Genomic DNA, 22800 nt, shown 5'->3' with positions numbered 1-22800 from the left:
GCCGACGTGCAAGGTCGGTGAATCCATTACTCAGGGAGTAGTAAACCTGAGAGACGTGCATCTTGCCATGTCAGGGCAGCAATTGAACGCTTGAACGGGCACGCTCAAAACGGTGGGAAGCAGCTTGTCGTGGCGAGCGGGCTTGCCCCGCGTAGGGGCGCGAAGCGGCCCTTGATGCTGACGACGCGATTTTTCCGGAGAACTGGGGTGACTTTCTGGGGCTGCTGCGCAGCCCAACGCGCGGCAAGCCCGCTCGCCACGCAGGATCGTGGCGTCTCTGGACAGTTTCAACTTCAGGTCAGTGCGCGGCCTTGAGCAGCATGCCGGCGGCCACTACCACACACAGGCTGGCAAAGCCGACTTGCAGGGTGCGCGCCTTGATCACCGAACACAGGCGCCGCCCAATCAGCATGCCGACGATGCTCGCGCCGATAAACACCCAGCCCACAGGCTCGATACTCACCCCGGCATGAAACGCACCCGCGACGCCAATCAGCGAGATCAGGCTGATCACCATCAAGGAGGTGGCGACGATGCCGCGCATTTGCACATCGGTGAGCTGCTTGAACGCCGGCACGATCAGAAAGCCGCCACCCACGCCAAGCAAACCCGACACGGCACCGGTCACCGCACCCAGCGCGGCCAACGTGGCGCTGCACTTGGCCGTCCAGGCCAAGCGCCCGGTCTGCTGATCAAGCATGCAGTTCTTCTGGCCCCACGATGCGGCGCCATGGTCACTTGGCCCGGCCTCGACCTTTTCGCGCTGCAACATGCGCCAGGCGACCAGCACCATCAATGCGCTGAACAGCCCCATCAGCACGGACTCCGGCAGTTGATGGGCGAAAAATACACCCAAGGGCGAAAACACTGCGCCGAGCAACGCGATCAATAAGGCCGCGCGGTAACGCACCAGACCATGGCGCAAGCCGTCGATTGCGCCGACCGCCGCCGCCGCGCCCACCGCGAGCAATGACACCGGCGCCGCCTGGGTCATCGTCAAGCCCAACCCCAATACCAGCGCCGGCACCCCAAGGATGCCGCCGCCCGCGCCCGTGAGGCCCATGACCAGGCCCATCAACAGGCCTAAAACACTTGCCAGCAGCATTCAGTCCACCTTGCTCAGACGGGTCAGCCACTCGCGGCCCTTGAGCATGCCGTTCCAGTAGAACCACGGCAGCAGCGTGGCCTTGAGAAACCACATCGAACGGCGTGCCTGGGTCGGGTCCAGTGGGAAGGTCGGCAGCAGTTTGCCGCCGTAGCCGAACTCGGCCAGCACCACCTTGCCCTTCTCCACCGTCAGCGGGCAGGAGCCGTAGCCGTCGTATTTCAGCGGCAGCGGCGCCTGTTTGCGCAGGGCCAGCAGGTTTTCAGCGACCACCACGATCTGCTTGCGCACAGCGGCGGCGGTCTTGGCATTGGTGGTGCCGCACACATCGCCCAGGCCAAAGACGTGTGGGTAACGCAGGTGTTGCAGGCTGTGGGGGTTCACTTCACACCAGCCGCCGGCGTCGGCCAGCGGGCTTTGGCGGATAAAGTCCGGGGAGACTTGCGGCGGGACCACGTGCAGCAGGTCGAAGGATTTCTCTTCAACCGTGACCGTGCCCGCCGCGTCTTTTACCTCAAACCAGGCCTTGCGTGCCGGACCATCGACCTTGACCAGGTTGGAATTGAACGCCAGGCGTGCCTGGTATTTTTCGACGTACTTCATCAACGGCGGCACAAAGGTCGCGACGCCAAACAGCGCGGCGCCCGCGAGATCGAATTCGACGTCGATGTTTTTCAGGTGGCCTTGTTTAAGCCAGTGATCGCAGGACAGGTACATCGCCTTTTGCGGCGCCCCTGCGCATTTGATCGGCATGGCCGGCTGGGTAAAGATCGCCTTGCCGCCCTTGAGCTGTTGCACCAGCTGCCAGGTGTAGGCGGCGTGCTCGTAGCTGTAATTGGAGGTCACGCCGTTTTGGCCCAAGGTGTCTTGCAGGCCTTCGACCTTTTCCCAGGCCAGGCGCAGGCCGGGGCACACGATCAGGTTGTTCCAGGTGACGCGCTGGCCGCTGTCGAGCATCAGGGTCTGCGCCTCGGGCAGCAGTTCGGTGACCGCGGCCTGCACCCAGGTGACGCCATTGGGCAGTACGTCGGCGAGTGGGCGCCGGGTCTTTTTGACGTCGTAGGCGCCGCCGCCCACCAGGGTCCAGGCCGGCTGGTAGCAGTGAAATTCGCTCGGTTCGATCAGGGTGATGTTCAGGTGCGGGTCACGTTTGAGCAGGCTGGCCAGCAGGCCGATGCCCGCCGAACCGCCGCCGATGACTACGATATCGCCACTGATGGTAGGGCCACAGTGTTGGTCATTCATGGTCAATCGCCTTTCTTTTACATGCACACAAGGGTCGCTGCCGGATGGCGTCACGCCCAGCTTTTCATGACCGCGCCGCAGTACAGCCCGGACAGGGTTTTCATCACTTGAATCACTTCATGGCTGGCCAGCCCGTAGAAAATGTATTTGCCGTCCCGACGGGTGGCGACCAACCCTTCGTCACGCAGGATGCCCAATTGTTGAGACAGCGTGGGCTGGCGCACGCCGGTCAGCGCTTCCAGTTCACCCACGTTGCGCTCGCCCTGGGTCAATTGGCACAGGATCAACAAACGGTCCTCGTTGGCCAACGCCTTGAGCAAGGAGCAGGCCTTGGACGCCGATGCGCGCAACTGGGCGACTTCGCCCTCACTCAGAGTAGATTCCATTTGCTTCGGGTCCTTTACGTCACTTAAGCTCAAAACATTATGTGTAAACGTAAACTGATTGTAACGACTTTTTTCTTCCTCAACAGGGACAGCCGCCATGCCAGCGTTGATTCACGCTTTTCTGGACGAGGCATCGTCGACCTTCACCTACGTCATCTATGAAGCGGACGGCGGCCCATGTGCCATCGTCGACTCGGTGCTCAATTACGACCCGGCCTCCGGGCGTACCGACACGACCCAGGCCGACAAAGTCATCGCGTTTGTGCGTGAGCACGGCCTGCAGGTGCAATGGCTGCTGGAAACCCATGCGCATGCCGATCACCTGTCCGCCGCGCCGTACCTGCGCCGTACGCTGGGCGGCAAGATCGCCATTGGTCAGTCGATCAGCAAGGTCCAGGACGTGTTCAAGAACCTGTTCAACCTGGAGCCGGAATTTCGCGTCGATGGCTCGCAGTTCGACCATTTGTTTGCGCCGGATGAGGTCTTTCATATCGGCAACCTGAAAGCGCAGGCGCTGCATGTGCCCGGGCATACCCCGGCGGACATGGCCTACTTGATCGACGACCGCTTGATTCTGGTGGGTGACACGCTGTTCATGCCCGATGTGGGCACGGCACGCTGCGATTTCCCGGGTGGCGATGCGCGGCAGTTGTATCGGTCGATGCGCAAGCTCTTGGCATTTGCACCTGAAACCCAGTTGTACGTCTGTCATGACTACCCGCCTGAGGGGCGGCAGGCGAAATGCCTGACTACGGTGGCCGAGCAGCGCGCGGGGAATATTCATGTGCATGACGGCGTGGATGAAGCGGCGTTTGTAGCGATGCGCACCCAGCGTGATGCGGGATTGGGCATGCCGACGTTGTTGCTGCCGGCGATCCAGGTGAATGTGCGGGCGGGGCATATGCCGCCGGCCGAAGAGAATGGGGTGGTTTATCTGAAGATCCCACTCAACCAACTGTAAGGACGCCGAACCCCCTGTGGGAGCTGGCTTGCCTGCGATGGCGGTATTGCTGACACCCATTTGTCAGCTGACCCACCGCTATCGCAGGCAAGCCAGCTCCCACATTTTTACAGCGGCGCGGCTGAGGTCATGTGCCGAGGTTGATGCCATTGGCGGGTAAAGGCAGCGCGGTCTTGTAGCGCACTTGCTTGAGCGCAAAGCTGGAGCGGATATTCGCGACGCCGGGCACTTTGGTCAGAAAGTCCATCATGAAGCGCTCCAGCGACTGGATCGTCGGCACCAGCACGCGGATCAGGTAGTCCGGGTCGCCGGCCATCAGGTAACACTCCATCACTTCCGGGCGGTCCGAGATCGCGCCTTCGAACTGCTGCAACGCCAGCTCGTTCTGCTTTTCCAGGCTCACATGAATAAACACGTTGACGTGCAGCCCGAGCAAATCGGCATCCAGCAGCGTGACCTGATCGCGAATCAGGCCCAACTCTTCCATCGCCTTGACCCGGTTGAAACACGGTGTGGGTGAAAGGTTGACCGAGCGGGCCAGGTCGGCGTTCGTGATGCGCGCGTTCTCCTGCAGGGCGTTGAGAATGCCGATATCGGTACGGTCCAGTTTGCGCATGAGACAAAATCACCTGTTTATTATGTTTATGCAGTTTTTTTATCCGCAAATGATCGCGAGCGCAACGAAACAGAGATAAATATTCTTCTACGCCACGCCTATGATTGTTGTAGGACAAGATTTCTCCTACCCGGAGACGGACTGTCAGCTAGCGCGCCCACTACAAGAAATTCACAAGATAGAGCGTAGAAAGCCATGACCCAGCAGTACGAACCACTGCGCCTGCACGTGCCCGAACCCTCGGGCCGCCCAGGCTGCAAGACCGACTTTACCTACCTGCGTCTGACCGACGCCGGCCTGGTGCGCAAACCCGCCATCGACGTAGAACCCGCCGACACCGCCGACCTGGCCAAGGGCCTGATTCGCGTACTCGACGACCAGGGCCAGGCCCTTGGCCCGTGGGCCGAAGGCATTCCCGTCGAGATCCTGCGCAGAGGCATGCGCGCCATGCTCAAGACGCGGATCTTCGACAACCGCATGGTGGTCGCCCAGCGCCAGAAAAAAATGTCGTTCTACATGCAAAGCCTTGGCGAAGAAGCCATCGGCAGCGCTCAGGCCCTGGCCTTGAACATCGACGACATGTGCTTCCCCACCTATCGCCAGCAAAGCATCCTGATGGCGCGCGAAGTGCCGCTGGTGGACCTGATCTGCCAACTGCTGTCCAACGAGCGCGACCCGCTCAAGGGCCGTCAGTTGCCCATCATGTATTCGGTCAAGGACGCTGGCTTCTTTACTATTTCCGGCAACCTCGCCACCCAATTCGTACAAGGTGTGGGCTGGGGCATGGCCTCGGCGATCAAGGGTGACACCAAAATTGCCTCGGCCTGGATCGGCGACGGCGCCACCGCCGAATCCGACTTCCACACCGCCCTCACCTTTGCCCACGTCTACCGTGCGCCGGTGATTCTCAACGTGGTCAACAACCAGTGGGCCATCTCCACCTTCCAGGCCATCGCCGGCGGTGAAGCCACCACCTTCGCCGGACGCGGCGTCGGTTGCGGTATCGCCTCCCTGCGCGTGGACGGCAACGACTTTATCGCGGTGTACGCCGCCTCCGCCTGGGCGGCCGAGCGTGCTCGCCGCAACCTGGGGCCAACGCTGATCGAGTGGGTCACCTACCGCGCCGGCCCGCACTCGACCTCGGATGATCCGTCCAAATACCGTCCCGCCGACGACTGGAGCCACTTCCCGCTGGGCGACCCGATTGCCCGCCTCAAACAGCACTTGATCAAGATTGGCCAGTGGTCCGAAGAGGAACACGCGGCGGTCAGTGCCGAACTTGAGGCCGAAGTGATCAAGGCGCAAAAAGAAGCCGAACAGTACGGCACCCTGGCCGGTGGCCAGATTCCAAGCGCCGCGACCATGTTCGAAGACGTTTATAAAGAGATGCCGGAGCACTTGAAGCGCCAGCGTCAAGAGTTGGGGATCTGACCATGAACGATCACAACAACAGTATCGAAGTGGAAACCGCCATGACCACCACCACCATGACCATGATCCAGGCCTTGCGCTCGGCCATGGATGTGATGCTTGAGCGTGACGATAACGTGGTGGTATTCGGCCAGGACGTCGGTTACTTCGGCGGCGTGTTCCGTTGCACCGAAGGCTTGCAGAACAAGTACGGCAGCTCGCGGGTATTCGACGCGCCGATCTCCGAAAGCGGCATCGTCGGTGTGGCGGTGGGCATGGGGGCCTACGGGCTGCGCCCGGTGGCAGAAATCCAGTTCGCCGATTACGTCTACCCCGCGACCGACCAGATCATCTCCGAAGCTGCACGCCTGCGTTATCGCTCGGCCGGGCAGTTCACTGCGCCGCTGACCATGCGCATGCCCTGCGGCGGCGGCATCTACGGCGGCCAGACCCACAGCCAGAGTATCGAAGCGGTGTTCACCCAGGTCTGCGGCCTGCGCACGGTGATGCCGTCCAACCCGTATGACGCCAAAGGCCTGCTGATTGCCTCAATCGAAAACGACGACCCGGTGATCTTCCTTGAGCCCAAACGCCTGTACAACGGCCCGTTCGACGGCCACCACGACCGTCCGGTAACGCCGTGGTCGAAACACCCGCAAGCGCAAGTTCCGGACGGTTACTACACCGTACCACTGGACGTGGCCGCCATCGTGCGGCCGGGCTCGGCCGTCACCGTGCTGACCTACGGCACCACCGTGTATGTGTCGCAAGTGGCCGCCGAAGAAACCGGCATCGATGCTGAAGTTATCGACCTGCGCAGCCTGTGGCCGCTGGATTTGGAAACCATCGTCAAGTCGGTGAAAAAAACCGGCCGTTGCGTGGTGGTGCACGAAGCCACCCGCACCTGCGGTTTTGGTGCCGAGCTGGTGTCGCTGGTGCAAGAGCATTGCTTCCATCACCTGGAAGCGCCGATCGAACGCGTCACCGGCTGGGACACCCCCTACCCGCACGCGCAAGAGTGGGCGTATTTCCCAGGGCCGTCCCGCGTGGGCGCGGCATTGAAACGGGTCATGGAGGTCTGAATGGGCACGCACGTTATCAAGATGCCGGACATCGGCGAAGGCATCGCAGAAGTTGAACTGTCGGTATGGCACGTAAAGGTCGGAGACTTGGTGGTTGAAGACCAGGTGCTGGCGGATGTGATGACCGATAAGGCGATGGTGGACATTCCCTCGCCGGTGCACGGCAAGGTGATTTCCCTCGGCGGCGAGCCGGGTGAAGTCATGGCCGTGGGCAGTATTTTGATCAGCATTGAAGTGGAAGGCGCGGGTAACGCCAAGGATGTACCGGCGGTGGCTGCACCGGCTGACGCTGCACCTGCACCTGCGCCAGCGCCGGTTGCTGACGCCAAACCCGCGCCAGCGCCAAGCAAGCCCGCGCCCGTGGTTGCGGCTCAGGCACACGTGGCCCGTGAAGCTGACGAACGCCCACTGGCCTCGCCTGCCGTGCGCAAACATGCTCTGGATGCTGGCATCCAGCTACGCCTGGTGCAGGGCTCTGGTCCGGCGGGCCGGATTCTGCACGAAGATTTGGAGGCTTTCTTGCTCCAGCGTCCGGCGCAAAATAAAGCCGTTGCCAACCCCTACGCCGAACGCACCGACGAAGAACAAATCCCGGTGATCGGCATGCGCCGCAAGATTGCCCAGCGCATGCAAGACGCCACCCGGCGCGCCGCGCATTTCAGCTACGTGGAAGAAATCGACGTCACCGCCCTCGACGAGCTGCGCGTGCACCTCAACGAGAAGCACGGTGCCACGCGCGGCAAGCTGACCCTGTTGCCGTTTATCGTGCGCGCCATGGTCGTGGCGTTGCGCGATTTTCCGCAGATCAACGCGCGGTATGACGACGAAGCCCAAGTCATCACCCGCCTTGGCGCGGTGCATGTGGGCGTCGCCACCCAGAGCGACGTCGGCCTGATGGTGCCAGTGGTGCGTCACGCCGAAGCGCGCAGCCTGTGGGGCAATGCCGAGGAAATCGCGCGTTTGGCCACCGCCGCGCGCAATGGCAAGGCCAGTCGTGACGAGCTGTCGGGTTCGACGATCACCCTGACCAGCCTGGGCGCGCTGGGCGGGATCGTCAGCACGCCGGTGCTGAACCTGCCGGAAGTGGCCATCGTCGGCGTCAACCGCATCGTCGAGCGGCCGATGGTGATCAAGGGCCAGATCGTGATCCGCAAGATGATGAACCTCTCCAGCTCCTTTGATCACCGCGTGGTCGACGGCATGGACGCGGCGCAATTCATCCAGGCCATTCGCGGCCTGCTCGAACAACCCGCCAGCCTGTTTTTGGAGTAAGGCATGTCCCAGACATTACACACCACGCTGCTGATCATCGGTGGCGGCCCTGGCGGTTACGTGGCGGCGATTCGCGCTGGCCAGTTGGGCATCCCGACCATCCTTGTCGAAGGCCAGGCGCTGGGCGGCACTTGCCTGAACATCGGCTGCATTCCGTCCAAAGCCTTGATTCACGTGGCTGAGCAATTTCAGCAAACCGTGCACCACAGCCAGGGTTCGCAGTTGGGCATCGAAGTCGACGTGCCGACGCTGGATATTCGCAAGAGCGTGGAATGGAAAGACGGCATTGTCGATCGCCTGACCACGGGCGTCGCCGCGCTGCTGAAAAAGCACAAAGTGCAGGTGATTCACGGCTGGGCAAAGGTGGTCGATGGCAAGACCATTGACGTCGGTGACCAGCGTATCCACTGCGAACACCTGCTGCTGGCCACCGGCTCGAAAAGCGTCAACCTGCCGATGCTGCCGATTGGCGGGCCGATCATCTCCTCCACCGAAGCCCTGGCGCCCACGCATGTGCCCAAGCGCCTGATTGTGGTGGGTGGCGGCTATATCGGTCTGGAGCTGGGCATTGCCTACCGCAAGCTTGGCGCCGAGGTCAGTGTGGTCGAGGCGCAGGAACATATCCTGCCTGCCTATGACGCCGAGCTGACATTGCCAGTGGCCGAATCCCTCAAGCAACTGGGCGTGAAGCTGTACCTCAAGCACAGCGTCACCGGTTTTGAGAACCAGTGCCTGCAAGTGCGCGATCCAAATGGCGACACCTTGTCGCTGGAGACCGATCAGGTGCTGGTGGCTGTGGGTCGCAAACCCAATACCCAGGGCTGGAACCTTGAAGCGCTGAATCTGGACATGAACGGTTCGGCAATCAGGATCGACAGCCGTTGCCAGACCAGCATGCGCAATGTCTGGGCGATCGGCGACCTGAGCGGCGAGCCGATGCTGGCCCACCGCGCCATGGCTCAGGGCGAGATGGTGGCCGAACTGATCAGCGGTAAATCCCGCGAGTTCAACCCGGCGGCGATCCCGGCCGTGTGCTTTACCGACCCGGAACTGGTGGTGGTCGGCAAGACCCCGGACGAAGCTAAGGCCGCGGGCCTGGACTGCATCGTGTCGAGCTTCCCGTTTGCGGCCAATGGCCGGGCGATGACGCTGGAGTCGAAAACCGGCTTTGTGCGTGTGGTCGCGCGGCGTGACAACCACCTGATTGTGGGCTGGCAAGCGGTTGGCGTGGGCGTCTCCGAGCTGTCCACCGCCTTCGGCCTGAGCCTGGAAATGGGCGCGCGTCTGGAAGATGTGGCCGGCACCATCCATGCTCACCCGACGCTCGGCGAAGCTGTACAAGAGGCGGCTTTAAGAGCCTTGGGCCACGCGCTGCACCTGTAAATCCGCGGTGAGGCTATCGCGGGCAAGCCCGGCTCCCACAGGGGAATGCATTCCAAATGTGGGAGCTGGCTTGCCTGCGATAACGGTGGATCAGCCCACACACATGCTGAACGGCCCACCCACCTGCTCCCACACCGGCCAATAATGCAGTATTGTTGCGCCCATCCAGAAAAAAACCGACAAGCCTGCCTTCGACCAGGCGGTTGACCAGAGATAGAGGGTGTCATGGGTAACGAAAGCATCAATTGGGACAAGCTGGGTTTTGACTACATCAAGACCGACAAGCGGTTTCTCCAGGTCTGGAAAAACGGCGAATGGCAAGAAGGCACCCTGACCGACGACAACGTGCTGCACATCAGCGAGGGCTCCACCGCCCTGCACTATGGCCAGCAATGCTTTGAAGGCCTCAAGGCCTATCGTTGCAAGGACGGTTCGATCAACCTGTTCCGCCCTGACCAGAACGCCGCGCGCATGCAGCGCAGCTGTGCACGCTTGCTGATGCCGCACGTGTCGACCGAAGACTTCATCGAAGCGTGCAAACAAGTGGTCAAGGCCAACGAACGGTTCATCCCGCCGTACGGCAGCGGCGGCGCGCTGTACCTGCGCCCGTTCGTGATCGGTACCGGTGACAACATCGGCGTGCGTACCGCGCCGGAGTTCATCTTCTCGGTCTTCGCGATCCCGGTCGGTGCCTACTTCAAAGGCGGCCTGGTGCCGCACAACTTCCAAATCTCCACTTTCGACCGCGCCGCCCCACAAGGCACCGGCGCCGCCAAAGTAGGTGGCAACTACGCTGCCAGCCTGATGCCGGGTGCCGAAGCGAAAAAATCCGGTTTCGCCGATGCGATCTACCTGGACCCGATGACCCACTCGAAGATCGAAGAAGTCGGCTCGGCCAACTTCTTCGGGATTACCCACGACAACCAGTTCATCACGCCGAAGTCGCCTTCGGTGCTGCCAGGCATCACCCGCCTGTCGCTGATCGAGCTGGCCCAGTCGCGCCTGGGCCTGAAAGTGGTTGAGGGCGAAGTGTTCATCGACAAACTGGATCAGTTCAAGGAAGCCGGTGCCTGCGGCACAGCCGCCGTGATCTCGCCGATCGGCGGCATCCAGTACAACGGCAAGCTGCACGTGTTCCACAGCGAAACCGAAGTCGGCCCGATCACCCAGCAGCTCTACAAAGAGCTGACCGGCGTGCAAACCGGCGACGTCGAAGCGCCAGAAGGCTGGATCGTCAAGGTCTAAGCCCAAAAGCCAGCAACACCACAAAACCCGTGTGGGAGCTGGCTTGCCTGCGATAGTGGTCCATCAGTGACTGAACAAGTTGACTGATAGACCGCCATCGCGGGCAAGCCCGCTCCCACATTTGCGTTACGGTGTTTTCAGGATTGCGGCGGGATATTCACGGCTACCTTCTTGCCCATACTGATCCTCGGCTCCACCCCATACCCCAGCGCCTCATAAAACCCCACCACCGCATCATTGCCGCCCGTAATCTGCAAATTGATCTTCATGCACCCCAGTGCAGTCAGCGCCTGTTCGGCATACCGCACCAACGAAGCCCCCAGGCCCTGCCGGCGATAATCGCTGTGTACCGCCACCGAATACAGCCAACCACGATGCCCGTCGTAACCGGCCAGAATGCTGCCGATCACAGCCTTTTTATCCGTGGCCACAAAAAACAACCCATCGTTGACCGCCAGCTTCTTATCAATCGCCAACGTCGGCAGGTTGTGCGCGGTGTCGTACCCGAACGCCTGCTGCCACAAAGCCACCACTTGCGCACGGTGCTGACGGTCGCGATACGGCCCGATGGGGTGGCGGGATAACAATGCTTTCTCCATCACCAGCGTGCGCTCGTTACCGTGGTAGACGTCGCGCACGGTGTGGAAACCCATCTTGGTGTAGAACGGCTCGGCGGTCAGCGAAGACGGCACGCTCAAGACCGTCACCCCGGCCTCTCGCGCACGCAGTTCGATCTCAATCATCAGCAACCGGCCAATGCCCTGCCCCTGCAATGCCGGGTTGACGAATACCGAGCGCACCACATTGGCATCCAGCGCCGCAGTGGCGACGATCACCTGACCCTGCACCGCCACCAGCACAACCCGCCGCTGGAGCAAGGCCAGCACGGCGTCAGGGGTAAAATTGCTCGCCACGCGAGCGATCACATCCGCCGGGTAATCCCGCGCATTGCTGCTGTGTAAGGCCGCCAGGATGACCTGGCTGATCCCCTCGGCATCGGCTGCCTGGGCGAGACGAACGGCGGTAGACATGATTGCTCCTGGCTGAAAACAGATTTCATTAGCACCGCCATACTAATGTGGGAGCTGGCTTGCCTGCGATAGCGATCTATCTGTTAGTACAGTTGGCACTGATACACGGCTATCGCCGGCAAGCCAGCGCCCACGAAATCAACAGTGGGAGGGAGCTTGCTCCCGATAAGGGCGTGTCTGGCGATGCATTCGGTGACTGACACACCGCTATCGGGAACCAGCCCCCTCTCGCATTTTTAACCGTGCCCGCTGGAAATACGCTTGCCCGGCTTGGTCCCAATCAGCTTTGCCTGCCCATCGCGCTGCTTGCCCGTCCGCGCCTCGCTGATCAACCCCGGAATCAACTTGCCCTCCGGCAGGTTCTTCCAGAATCGACTGGGCAAATGCCCTTCCATCACCTTGGGGTTCAAGCGCGCCGGGTTGAAGATATGGCTGTAGTAAGTCAGCCACATGGCGCTGTGAGGGTCTTCGACCTTTTGCGCCAGTTGCTGCCAGGCTTCAGGGCATTCACGTTGATGAATCAACTGCTGACCGTCGTAATACACCCCATCCAGCGGCGTGGCGATCATCCAGCGATGGCGGCCCATGCGCCCGATAAAGTGCTGACTGGCTGATTTCAATATGTCATGGGCCGGCTCATGCCAGGCCACGTACTCCGGTAACTGCGGCCCGGCCTCCGGGGGCAGCGCGATAAACCGCACAAATGCGTGCAGGTGGTGAGCTTCGCGACTGACCTGCTTGATCCGCCGTTGCAACTCACTGCCCAGCTTGTCCCCGGCCAGCATGGCGGTACGGTCGCCATGGCTGACACGCCACAGCACTTCGTAGAGCAAGCTCCAACGCTGATCGCCGTGATAGCAGGCGGCCGATTCCAACAACGCCAACAGCGCCTTGGGAATTCGCGCCTGGAACGGCCCAAGCTGCTCAGGAATCGGCTCGTCAGTGGCGAACAGGTCCGCCACCTCGGCCTCGCCCCAGCTCACCTGACTAGGGTCGACCTGATGGCTGAGCAGCCAGCGCGCCTGTTCGCGCCAGGTGCTGAACAGGTTGTCGCATTCCAGGCTGATCATCCCCACAACCCCATTTGCTGAGGCTGCGGGCGGTCGCGCAGTTGCTCGCGCAGCAACACGCTGGTGGTGTCGGCCTGTTGTGGGTGGTAGTCGCTGGTGATGAAAAACGGCTTGGCCTTGGCCAGCACGCAGCGCATGCGCGCCAGGTCTTCAAAACGGATCTTGCGTTCGCGGCGCAGGTCCACCAGGCGCTGGGTAGTGCGCAAGCCGATGCCGGGGATGCGCGCAATCAACGTGGGTTCGGCGCGATTCAAGTCCAGCGGAAACACCTCGCGATGCTCCAGCGCCCAGGCCAGCTTGGGGTCGATGTCCAGCGCCAGGTGACCGGGGCCTTCAAACAGCTCGTTGGCGCTGAAACCGTAACTGCGCAACAGAAAATCTGCCTGATACAAACGGTGCTCGCGCATCAGCGGCGGCGCGGCCAGGGGCACGCTTTTCGGGCTGTTGGGGATGGGGCTGAACGCCGAATAATAGACGCGACGCAACTTGAAGTTGCCGTACAGCGCCTCGGCGCCGTGCAGGATGGTGCTGTCGTCGGTGTCATCGGCGCCGACGATCATCTGCGTGCTCTGCCCTGCCGGCGCGAAACGCGGCGCGCGCGGCTCGTTAAGCACGGTTTGTTCACCGGTGTAGATGGTTTGCATGGCTTGCTTGATTGAGACGATCTGCTTCTCCGGCGCCAGGGTTTGCAGGCTGGCATCGGTGGGCAACTCGATGTTCACGCTGAGCCGATCGGCATAGCGCCCGGCCTCGGCGATCAGCGCAGGGTCGGCTTCGGGAATGGTCTTGAGGTGGATATAGCCGCGAAAGTCATGCTCTTCGCGCAACAGCTTGGCGACCCTGACCAGTTGCTCCATGGTGTAGTCGGCCGAGCGAATAATGCCGGAACTGAGAAACAGCCCGCTGACGCAATTGCGCCGGTAGAAATCCAGGGTCAGGGTGACCACCTCCTCCGGGCTGAAACGCGCACGGGGCACGTCGCTGGAGCGGCGGTTGACGCAGTATTGGCAGTCGTAAAGACAGAAATTGGTCAGCAACACCTTGAGCAACGACACGCACCGGCCGTCCGGGGTGTAACTGTGGCAGATGCCCATGCCGTCGGTGGAACCCAGCCCGGCCTTGCCCTCGGAACTGCGCTTGGGCGCGCCACTGCTGGCGCAGGAAGCGTCGTACTTGGCGGCGTCGGCGAGGATACTGAGTTTTTCGATCAACTGCATGGAGAGCTACCGGTACTGGTTTTTTGTACAGTACCAGTAGCTCAACCTTGGCGCCAGTGCCGTCTGTAGGACTGTGCTCGATCAGCTCGCAGTTGCAAGAAGCAGGTCCTGCACCGAGCGTGCTTTGCCCCGATGGCGATCGTTTTCATACAACGACGCCGCGATCTCATCCGCCCGAATCGGCAGTACCGACAGCAAGGTATCGCTCAAGCCATGGCTGGCCTGGCTGAAGCCCTGGATATAAATGCCGGCCTTGCAGCGCTCGTCGGTGACGATGCGGTAGTCGCGCGCTACCTCGAAGTCGCCCATATAGGCTTCCAGCGGCGCGAGCAGTTCGCGGTGCATCTGGCGCTCGTAACCGGTGGCCAGGATCACCGCGTCGTAATGGCTGACGCTGGTTTCGCCGCTGGCGTTGTTGCGCAAGGACAGTTCGATGCCCAGCGGGCTGGCGCTGGCTTTCTCGACCACAGTCATGGTGCGGAACGCCTGACGGGCGACACCGGAGACTTTCTGGCGATAGAAAATGCCGTAGATGCGCTCGATCAGGTCCAGGTCAACCACCGAATAGTTGGTGTTCTGGTACTCGGCCACCAGGCGTTCGCGCTCGGCGCCGACCTGCTGGAACACCAGGTCGGTAAACGCCGGTGAGAACACTTCGTTGACGAACGGGCTGTCGTCGGCGGGCTTGAGCGCCGAACCGCGCAGGATCATGTCGACCTGCACCGACGGGAAACTGTCGTTCAAGTCGATAAAGGCTTCAGCCGCGCTTTGCCCGCCGCCGATGATCGCAATGCGCATCGCCTTGCCTTCAACACACGGCTGCTGGGCCATGCGTGCCAGGTATTGGGAGTGGTGGAAAACGCGGCCATCATCCTTGAGAGCCTTGAACGCTTCAGGCACACGCGGCGTGCCACCGGCACTGACCACCACCGAACGGGTGGTACGCACATGCTGTTCGCCCAGCGCGTCACGGGAGATCACGCGCAGTGCTTCAACGTGTTGCTGTTGCAGGATCGGCTCGATGGCCAGCACTTCCTCGCCGTAGCGCGCCTGGGCCTGGAACTGCCCCGCGACCCAGCGCAGGTAGTCGTTGTACTCCATGCGGCACGGGTAAAAAGTGCCCAGGTTGATGAAGTCCACCAGGCGGTCGTGGGCCTTGAGGTAGTTGACGAAGGAATAGGGGCTGGTGGGGTTGCGCAAGGTCACCAGGTCCTTGAGGAACGAAATCTGCAGTTCGCTCTGGGTCACCAGGGTATTGCCGTGCCAACGGTAATCGGCCTGTTTGTCGAGAAACAGCACGTCCAGTTTGCCCTGGGCTTTTTCGCGCTCCTGCAGGGCGATGGCCAACGCCAGGTTCGAAGGGCCGAAACCGATACCGATCAGGTCGTGAACCGCGGGCGAAGCAATTGCCTGTGTCATTCCAGTGTCCTCTGGATAAGCCCCTTGGCGGTGGGGCGGGAATACCTTCAAGACCTGCACAACAGGTCATGTGTTGATAGGAAACGAGGACAGTGAAATAAAATTTAACTGATCATTGATCAGTGCGCGTCCCACTCGCGCATGCGCACCCGGCAATGCTTCATGGCGTTGACGATGTGTTTTTCCACCAGGCTGCGGGAAATACTCAGGCGTTCGGCGATTTGCGGGTGGGACAGGCCGTCGAGTTTGCGCAGCAGGAAGCTGTCGCGGCACGTGGCCGGCAGCTCGGCCAGGGCACGCTCGAGCATTTCCAGGCGCTGGTCCTGATCGTGGCAGGCATGCGGCGAACTGGTGGCGAAACGCTCTTCGGTGTCCAGCACGTCCAGGGGTTCGGACTGGCGCAAGGCGTTACGCCGATGACCGTCGATTACCAGGTTCAGCGCGGTGCGATACAAAAACGCACGCGGTTGTTCGATCGGCGTGTCACTGGAGCGCTCCAGCACTCGGACATAAGCGTCATGCACCACATCCTCGGCCACCTGACGGTTGCCCAGCTTGGCGTTGAGGAAACACACCAGCTCGCGATAGTAGTTTTCCACCATGACTCCCGGCCGTCAGGGGCGACGGCATCAAATCCTTGAGTACTAAAGAAGACAGGCCATAGATGATGGCAGTTTGAGTGCGTGCAATTTATAATAATTCTCATCTACTTTTAAAGAAGTCTTGCATCAATGCGCGAGTTTTTTATTCCATAGAGCTGTTTCCGTGTATGTAAACGCCTAAATCTGCGAGCAATTTTCTCGTATAACACTCAGCCCCCCGCAACTGCGGCCCTCACTTCCTGGCTGGAACCAACGCATGAAACGCCCTCGCCCCGCTCGACGCGCCCTGCTCGCTGTCGCGTGCCTGATCCCCATCCTTGCGGTGGCCGCCTGGCAGGTGCTGCCGCCCGGCCGCGATACGCTGTCCACTGTCACCGTCACCCGCGGCAATATTGAAAACAGCGTCACGGCGCTGGGTACGCTGCAACCGCGCCGGTATGTCGACGTCGGCGCCCAGGCGTCCGGGCAGATCCGCGAGATTCATGTGGAGGCCGGGGATCAGGTCAAGGAAGGCCAGTTGCTGGTGGAAATCGACCCTTCCACGCAACAAGCCAAACTCGACGCCAGCCGCTATTCCATCGAAAACCTCAAGGCCCAGCTGCAGGAACAGAAGGCCCAGCACGAACTCGCGCGCCAGAAATACCAGCGTCAACAGCGCCTGGCCGCCGGCAACGCCACCCGCGAGGAAGACGTTCAAACCGCCAAGGCCGAACTGAGTGCCACCCAGGCCCGGGTCGAGATGTTCCAGGCACAGATCCGCCAGGCCCAGGCCAGCCTGCGCAGCGACGAGGCGGAATTGGGCTATACCCGCATCTACGCGCCCATGAGCGGCACCGTGGTGGCGGTGGACGCACGGGTCGGCCAGACCCTCAACGCCCAGCAACAGACGCCGCTGATCCTGCGCATCGCCAAGTTATCGCCGATGACCGTGTGGGCCGAAGTCTCCGAAGCCGACATAGGTCACGTCAAACCCGGCATGACCGCCTATTTCACCACACTCGCCGGTGGCAGCCGACGCTGGACCAGCACCGTGCGCCAGATCTTGCCGATACCGCCCAAGCCGCTGAATGAAACCAGCCAGGGCAGTGGCAGCCCCAGCAGCGCCAGCAAAAGCGGCAGTGGCCGCGTGGTGCTCTACACCGTGCTGCTGGATGTGGACAACGCCGACAATGCACTGATGGCCGAAATGACCACCCAGGTGTTTTTCGTTGCCAGTCAGGTCAAGGACGTACTCACCGCCCCCGTGGCGGCCTTGCTGGGCAGCCACGGCACCGACCGGCCGTTCGCGCGGGTGGTGGCCAAAAACGGCGACATCGAGGAGCGCCCGGTGCGCCTGGGTATCAGCGACCGCCTGCGGGTCGAAGTGCTTGAGGGCTTGAACGAAGGCGATCACCTGCTGATCGGCCCGGTCGATGGCAACGGGGGTTGACTTGACCACGCCGCTGATCGAACTCAAGAACATCCGTAAATCCTACGGCGGCGGCGACAGCCCGCAGGTCGACGTGTTGCGCGGGATCGACCTGTCGATCCATGCCGGGGAATTCGTCGCCATCGTCGGCGCGTCGGGCTCCGGCAAATCCACGCTGATGAACATTCTTGGCTGCCTTGATCGCCCCACCGAGGGCGACTATCTGTTCGCCGGCGAAAACGTCGCGCACCTGGACAGCGACGAACTGGCCTGGCTGCGCCGCGAAGCCTTTGGTTTCGTGTTCCAGGGCTACCACTTGATCCCGTCGGGCTCGGCTCAGGAAAACGTCGAAATGCCGGCGATCTATGCCGGCATCAGCGCCGCCGAACGGCACGCCCGCGCCAAGGCGCTGCTGACCCGCCTGGGCCTGGCCGACCGCACCGGCAACCGCCCGCACCAGCTCTCCGGTGGTCAGCAACAACGCGTGTCCATTGCCCGCGCCCTGATGAACGGCGGGCATATCATCCTCGCCGACGAACCCACCGGCGCCCTCGACAGCCACAGCGGCGCCGAGGTGATGGCGCTGCTGGATGAACTGGCGGGCCAGGGCCACGTGGTCATTCTGATTACCCACGACCGCGAAGTGGCGGCGCGTGCCAACCGCATCATCGAGATCCGTGATGGCCTGATCATCAGTGACTCGGCAACCCGCGATACCCACGTGCCCGCCACCGCCCACAGCGGCGCGTTGCAAGCCGTGGACCTGCGCCAGCGCCTGGCCGACGGTGCCGAACACAACGGTGCCTGGAAAGCCGAACTGGTGGACGCCGTGCAAGCGGCCTGGCGAGTGATGTGGATCAACCGCTTCCGCACCGCGCTGACACTGCTGGGCATCATCATCGGCGTGGCGTCGGTGGTGGTGATGCTGGCGGTGGGCGAAGGCAGCAAGCGCCAGGTCATGGCGCAGATGGGCGCGTTCGGCTCCAACATCATTTACCTGAGTGGTTCCTCGCCCAACCCGCGCACGCCGCTGGGCATCGTCACCCTCAACGATGTCGCGGCCCTGGCGGCGCTGCCCCAGGTCAAGCGCATCATGCCGGTCAATGGCAGCGACGCGGGTGTACGCTTCGGCAATCTGGATTACCTCGCCTACGTGGGCGGCAACGACGTCAACTTCCCGGAGATTTTCAACTGGCCGGTGGTCGAGGGCAGCTACTTCACCGAGGCTGACGAGCGCGCCGGGGCCACTGTCGCAGTGATCGGCCACCGTATCCGCGAGAAACTGTTCAAGAACGTCGCCACCCCGATCGGCCAATACATCCTGATCGAGAACGTGCCTTTCCAGGTCATCGGTGTGCTGGCTGAAAAAGGCTCCAGTTCCGGCAACAAAGACAGCGATGACCGTGTCGCCATTCCCTACACCGCCGCCAGCGTGCGCCTGTTCGGCACCTACAACCCCGAATACGTGGCGATTGCCGCCGCCGATGCGCGCAAGGTGCATGAGGCCGAACTGGCCATCGACCAGTTGATGCTCAAGCTGCACAACGGCAAGCGCGACTACCAGTTGACCAACAACGCGGCAATGATCCAGGCCGAGGCGCGCACGCAGAATACCTTGTCGTTGATGCTCGGCTCGATTGCCGCGATTTCCCTGCTGGTGGGCGGTATCGGCGTGATGAACATCATGCTGATGACCGTGCGCGAACGGACGCGCGAAATTGGTATCCGCATGGCCACCGGCGCGCGCCAGCGCGACATCCTGCGCCAGTTCCTCACCGAGGCGGTGATGCTCTCGGTGGTCGGCGGGCTGTTCGGCATCGCCCTGGCGCTGCTGGTCGGCGGCGTGCTCGTGCTGGCCGAGGTGGCGGTGCAATTTTCCTTGTTGGCGGTGTTTGGCGCGTTTGGCTGTGCGTTGGTCACCGGTGTCGTATTCGGCTTTATGCCGGCCCGTAAAGCTGCCCGGCTCGATCCGGTTAAGGCGTTGACCAGTGAATAAACGATGCATTCCACCGCACCTGTCCGTGCTCAGCCTGTGCCTGTTGCTCAACGCCTGCACCGGCCACCCGCCCCAGGTCGACAGCGGTATCGCGCCGCCCGCCGCGTGGCAATACGCCGAGCGACAGGCCACGCAAGCGACCAACCAGCGTTGGTGGACGCAATTTGGCAGCCCGCAACTCAACCGCCTGATCGACCAGGCCCGGCGCGACAGTTATGACGTGGCGGCCGCGATGGCGCGCGTGCGCCAGGCCCAGGCCAGCGCGGTGATTGCCGGTGCGCCGTTGTTGCCCGAGGTGAGTTTCAACCTCTCCGCCAGCCGCGAAAAGCTGCTGCGCGGCAGCGGCAATTCTTCCCTGGACGCTACAGAAAGTAATAAAACCGTCGACAGCTTCGACGCCGACCTCACCGCCAGCTACGAAGTGGATTTCTGGGGCGGCCGTGCTGCCGCCCGTGACAGTGCCCTGCAGAGCCTGCGTGCCAGTGAGTTCGACCAGGCCACTGTGGAGCTGACGCTGCTCAGCAACGTCGCCGACCGCTATGCGCAAACCCTTGCCGCGCGCCAGCGCCAACAGATCGCCGAGCTCAACCTGGCCAATGCACGCAATGTGCTCAACCTGGTCCAGACCCGCTACGACGCCGGCTCGGCCACGGCCTTGGAACTGGCGCAACAGAAGAGTCTGGTGGCGAGCCAGCAACGGCAACTGCCGCTGATTCAGCAAGTGGCCGAAGAATCGCTGATCACCCTCGCCGCCCTCCTCGGCCAGCCCGTGCAAGCGTTGAACCTGGGCGCCGAGTCGTTCCAGGCGCTGACCTGGCCGACCATTGGCCCGGGCGTGCCCAGCCAACTGCTGAGCCGCCGCCCCGACCTGGCCCAGGCCGAAGCGCAGCTTGCGGCGGCCAGTGCCGATGTCACGGTGGCCCGTGCGGCGATGCTGCCCACGGTGACCTTGGGCGCCACGTTGGGCTCGGGGTCCTACAAGGCCGAGGAACTCCTGCGCAGCCCGTACTACAGCCTGACCTCGGGCCTGGTGGCGCCGATCTTCAACAATGGCCGTTTAAGCGCCGAACGCGACAAGGCCCGCGCCCGTCAGGATGAGCTGCTGCAGACCTATCGCGGCGCCATCATCAACGGCTTTGCCGACGTGGAAAAGTCCCTGAGCAACATCACGCGCCTGGATCAGCAGCGCGATTGGCAAAGCGAAGAACTGCAACAGGCCCAGACCGCCTTCCGGATCGCCGAAAGCCGTTACCAGGCCGGTGCGGAAGACTTGCTGACGGTGCTCGAAACCCAACGCACGCTGTACGCGGCGCAAGACTTGACTGTGCAACTGCGGTTATCGCGTCTTCAAGCCAGCATTGCGCTGTACAAGGCATTGGGTGGCGGGTGGAACGCCGGTTTCTGATAACGAAACTCCGTTGTCCTACACAAACCGTTTAACAAACCTACATTCTTTGACCCGAGGTCCTTGGTAAAAAAGCCGTCTTCAAACGGCTGCCCGGACCCTCTTGATGAAACCCAGCGTTGTTGTAAAAAGCCTGGCGTGCGTCTGCCTATGGCTGATGGCAAGCCGGGCTTTTGCCGAGCCTCTGATCGCGCCCACGGCGATCGACTGGCTGCTGGATTGTCCCTTGCCCGCCTTTGAACGGCCGGACCCTGAGGTACTGGAGCGCACCCAATGCGGCAGCGTCAGCGTGCCCCGTGACCACGCCGCGCCCAAGCGTGGCACTGTGCGCCTGGCCCTGACCCGTGTCGGCGCCCGGCACCCGCTGAGCCGCGAGGGTGTGGTGTTCATTCAGGCCGGCGAGCCGCAAAAGGGCCAGGGCGCAACCTTCGTTCTCAAACTGGTCAGCCGCTGGGAGTCCTACGCCACGGCGGCCTATCGCACCCTGACCAACCGTTATGACGTGATCGAACTGAGCCCCCGCGACCTGAGCCAGGAAACCGGTGTGGAACAGGCCGCGCGCGATATGGAGTTTGTGCGCGAACAACTCGGCGAGGCCCGGCTCAACTTCCTCGGCAATGCCCAGGCCACCCGACTTGGCAGTCGGTACGCCGCGCTGTTTACCGAACGCGTCGCGCGCATGGTCTTGGTCAACGCCGGGCACGCGGAACCCGCCACCTCTGGCGTCGAGCAATTGTTGCTCAAGGAATCATCCCGACCCGACGCCGTCGCAGCCGGGTGCGTCAACCGCTGGGTCGCGGATTTTCTGGTCAACGGCCAACAGCCGCCTCCCTCTACGCGCTGTCTCGACCCCGGCCGCTGGGAATAATCACTGCGATTACGACCTCTTCGCGCCGAAAACGACACCCTGCGTTGACGCTCTCGACCAATCGTTATTAAGTGCTATTAATCCGCATTAATAGGATCAATAGACGCCCATGCTCAGCCGCCCGTTGCGACGCAAACGCCAGAAGCTCTCCGATGTGATTGTCGAGTCGGTCAAGCGCTCTATCGTCACCGATGCCTTGAAACCCGGCGACCGCCTGCCCACCGAGCGCGAGTTGATGGAAAGCTTCCAGTGTTCCAAAGGCTCGGCCCGTGAAGCGCTCAAAGCGCTGGAAGTGGAAGGCCTGGTGAGTACGCGCACCGGTCCCAGCGGCGGCGCGTATCTGAACCAGGCCGGCACCGAGCCCGCCAGCCGTGCGTTGCGCAACTACCTGCATTTTCAGCACCTGGACGGCGAGCAGGTGTACCAGCTGCGCAAGGTCATCGAAGTGGAACTGGCCGTGTCGGTGCTCGGACGCTTGAGCGAGGACGACTATCAAGCCCTGCATGACAACGTGGATTTGTGCAGCGCGCCGGAGGACAGCGAGGCCGGCCAGCGCGAACAGCGCCTGGCGGAGCTGGAGTTCCACAACCTGCTGGCCAAGGCCTGCCCCAACCCGTTGCTGAGTTTCATGGCGCAGTTTCTCAACGATTTGCTGCGCGATCTGGTGGTGCTGAAAAAAGCCTACAAGCCCAAGCGCAAGCAGTTCGACGCCGCCAACCTCGACTATCACAAGCAGTTGCTGATTGCCTTTCGCGCGGGTGACGAAAGCGCGGTGCGCGGCTTGATGCATGAACACATGTGCGATGCCGAACACCATATGACCGCCCTTGAAGGCCAGGTCAGCCCGCACTTTCTATTGGAGTTCGATCACTCTTAAAAACACCACAGGTCCACCTGTGCAAACCCAATCAAAGTGGGAGCTGGCTTGCCTGCGATGCAGGCACCTCGGTGGATCAGTTGAACTGAGTCGATGCTATCGCAGGCAAGCCAGCGCCCACCGTTGACCGAGTTAAACCCGTTGAAGCCATTCATCCAATAACAGGCCTGCCCACAGGCCCTTGCTCCACCGTATCGCCATT

20 protein-coding genes are annotated in these 22800 nt (G+C 62.0%); 11 read left to right on the top strand and 9 right to left on the bottom strand.

Annotated features, from left to right (window positions below; translation table 11 throughout):
• Nucleotides 1-298: 298 nt before the first annotated feature.
• The 3 genes from FPT15_RS19230 to FPT15_RS19220 are packed head-to-tail and all read right to left on the bottom strand — an operon-like array spanning nt 299 to nt 2736.
• Nucleotides 299-1105, bottom strand: a complete 807-nt coding sequence (locus FPT15_RS19230; protein ID WP_145163738.1) for a sulfite exporter TauE/SafE family protein — start codon at nt 1103-1105, stop codon at nt 299-301.
• The gene (locus tag FPT15_RS19225) at nt 1106-2350 is read right to left on the bottom strand and encodes an FAD/NAD(P)-binding oxidoreductase (RefSeq protein WP_145163736.1); all 1245 of its coding nucleotides are present in this window, start codon (nt 2348-2350) and stop codon (nt 1106-1108) included.
• 50 nt (nt 2351-2400) lie between these two features.
• Nucleotides 2401-2736 carry a helix-turn-helix transcriptional regulator gene (locus FPT15_RS19220; protein WP_145163734.1) on the bottom strand — a complete coding sequence of 112 codons (336 nt, stop codon included), beginning with the start codon at nt 2734-2736 and terminating at the stop codon, nt 2401-2403.
• A gap of 97 nt (nt 2737-2833) precedes the next feature.
• Here FPT15_RS19220 and FPT15_RS19215 point away from each other — a divergent pair, with 97 nt between their 5' ends.
• A complete protein-coding gene (locus tag FPT15_RS19215; protein WP_145163732.1) occupies nt 2834-3697 on the top strand; it encodes an MBL fold metallo-hydrolase in 864 nt (287 codons plus the stop codon).
• 127 nt (nt 3698-3824) lie between these two features.
• Here the strand turns inward: FPT15_RS19215 and bkdR are convergent, their stop codons facing one another.
• On the bottom strand, nt 3825-4313 hold the full coding sequence (gene bkdR, locus FPT15_RS19210) for a Bkd operon transcriptional regulator BkdR (RefSeq protein WP_078743488.1): 489 nt from the start codon (nt 4311-4313) through the stop codon (nt 3825-3827).
• Between the two features lie 195 nt (nt 4314-4508).
• Here bkdR and FPT15_RS19205 point away from each other — a divergent pair, with 195 nt between their 5' ends.
• From FPT15_RS19205 to FPT15_RS19185, 5 genes are all read left to right on the top strand, one after another.
• Nucleotides 4509-5744 carry a 3-methyl-2-oxobutanoate dehydrogenase (2-methylpropanoyl-transferring) subunit alpha gene (locus tag FPT15_RS19205; RefSeq protein ID WP_145163731.1) on the top strand — a complete coding sequence of 412 codons (1236 nt, stop codon included), beginning with the start codon at nt 4509-4511 and terminating at the stop codon, nt 5742-5744.
• A gap of 2 nt (nt 5745-5746) precedes the next feature.
• On the top strand, nt 5747-6805 hold the full coding sequence (locus FPT15_RS19200; RefSeq protein WP_016974130.1) for an alpha-ketoacid dehydrogenase subunit beta: 1059 nt from the start codon (nt 5747-5749) through the stop codon (nt 6803-6805).
• Nucleotides 6806-8077 carry a dihydrolipoamide acetyltransferase family protein gene (locus FPT15_RS19195; RefSeq protein WP_145163729.1) on the top strand — a complete coding sequence of 424 codons (1272 nt, stop codon included), beginning with the start codon at nt 6806-6808 and terminating at the stop codon, nt 8075-8077.
• A gap of 3 nt (nt 8078-8080) precedes the next feature.
• A complete protein-coding gene (lpdA, locus tag FPT15_RS19190) occupies nt 8081-9460 on the top strand; it encodes a dihydrolipoyl dehydrogenase (protein ID WP_145163727.1) in 1380 nt (459 codons plus the stop codon).
• A gap of 225 nt (nt 9461-9685) precedes the next feature.
• Nucleotides 9686-10705 carry a branched-chain amino acid aminotransferase gene (locus FPT15_RS19185; protein ID WP_145163725.1) on the top strand — a complete coding sequence of 340 codons (1020 nt, stop codon included), beginning with the start codon at nt 9686-9688 and terminating at the stop codon, nt 10703-10705.
• Nucleotides 10706-10842: 137 nt separating this feature from the next.
• Here the strand turns inward: FPT15_RS19185 and FPT15_RS19180 are convergent, their stop codons facing one another.
• From FPT15_RS19180 to FPT15_RS19160, 5 genes are all read right to left on the bottom strand, one after another.
• Nucleotides 10843-11736 (bottom strand): GNAT family acetyltransferase, encoded by an 894-nt coding sequence (locus tag FPT15_RS19180; protein ID WP_145163723.1) that lies wholly within the window; start codon nt 11734-11736, stop codon nt 10843-10845.
• Nucleotides 11737-11972: 236 nt separating this feature from the next.
• Nucleotides 11973-12806 (bottom strand): TIGR03915 family putative DNA repair protein, encoded by an 834-nt coding sequence (locus tag FPT15_RS19175; protein ID WP_145163721.1) that lies wholly within the window; start codon nt 12804-12806, stop codon nt 11973-11975.
• Complete coding sequence (locus tag FPT15_RS19170; protein WP_106578883.1) at nt 12803-14023, bottom strand: putative DNA modification/repair radical SAM protein; 1221 nt, start codon at nt 14021-14023, stop codon at nt 12803-12805. Before FPT15_RS19170 ends, FPT15_RS19175 begins: the two co-directional genes overlap by 4 nt.
• Nucleotides 14024-14104: 81 nt before the next feature.
• Nucleotides 14105-15442, bottom strand: coding sequence for a lysine N(6)-hydroxylase/L-ornithine N(5)-oxygenase family protein (locus FPT15_RS19165; protein ID WP_106578884.1), 1338 nt, complete (start codon nt 15440-15442; stop codon nt 14105-14107).
• Between the two features lie 119 nt (nt 15443-15561).
• On the bottom strand, nt 15562-16044 hold the full coding sequence (locus tag FPT15_RS19160) for a sigma-70 family RNA polymerase sigma factor (RefSeq protein ID WP_145163719.1): 483 nt from the start codon (nt 16042-16044) through the stop codon (nt 15562-15564).
• 256 nt (nt 16045-16300) lie between these two features.
• Here FPT15_RS19160 and FPT15_RS19155 point away from each other — a divergent pair, with 256 nt between their 5' ends.
• The 5 genes from FPT15_RS19155 to FPT15_RS19135 all read left to right on the top strand — a co-directional run bounded on the left by FPT15_RS19155 (nt 16301) and on the right by FPT15_RS19135 (nt 22598).
• Nucleotides 16301-17473: an efflux RND transporter periplasmic adaptor subunit gene (locus FPT15_RS19155; RefSeq protein ID WP_145163717.1), complete on the top strand. Its 1173-nt coding sequence runs from the start codon at nt 16301-16303 to the stop codon at nt 17471-17473.
• Entirely contained in the window at nt 17457-19448 is a 1992-nt protein-coding gene (locus FPT15_RS19150) for a MacB family efflux pump subunit (protein ID WP_145163715.1), read from the top strand. The genes FPT15_RS19155 and FPT15_RS19150 overlap by 17 nt, the downstream gene beginning before the upstream one ends.
• Nucleotides 19441-20853, top strand: coding sequence for an efflux transporter outer membrane subunit (locus FPT15_RS19145; RefSeq protein WP_145163713.1), 1413 nt, complete (start codon nt 19441-19443; stop codon nt 20851-20853). The genes FPT15_RS19150 and FPT15_RS19145 overlap by 8 nt, the downstream gene beginning before the upstream one ends.
• A 106-nt stretch (nt 20854-20959) precedes the next feature.
• The gene (locus FPT15_RS19140) at nt 20960-21721 is read left to right on the top strand and encodes an alpha/beta fold hydrolase (RefSeq protein ID WP_145163711.1); all 762 of its coding nucleotides are present in this window, start codon (nt 20960-20962) and stop codon (nt 21719-21721) included.
• Between the two features lie 109 nt (nt 21722-21830).
• Nucleotides 21831-22598, top strand: a complete 768-nt coding sequence (locus tag FPT15_RS19135) for a FadR/GntR family transcriptional regulator (protein ID WP_145163709.1) — start codon at nt 21831-21833, stop codon at nt 22596-22598.
• Nucleotides 22599-22800 lie beyond the last annotated feature (202 nt).

Origin of the sequence: Pseudomonas sp. RGB, assembly GCF_007713445.1 — a bacterium.
Taxonomy (GTDB): Bacteria; Pseudomonadota; Gammaproteobacteria; order Pseudomonadales; family Pseudomonadaceae; genus Aquipseudomonas.
This window is presented reverse-complemented; position numbering and strand designations above follow the sequence as displayed.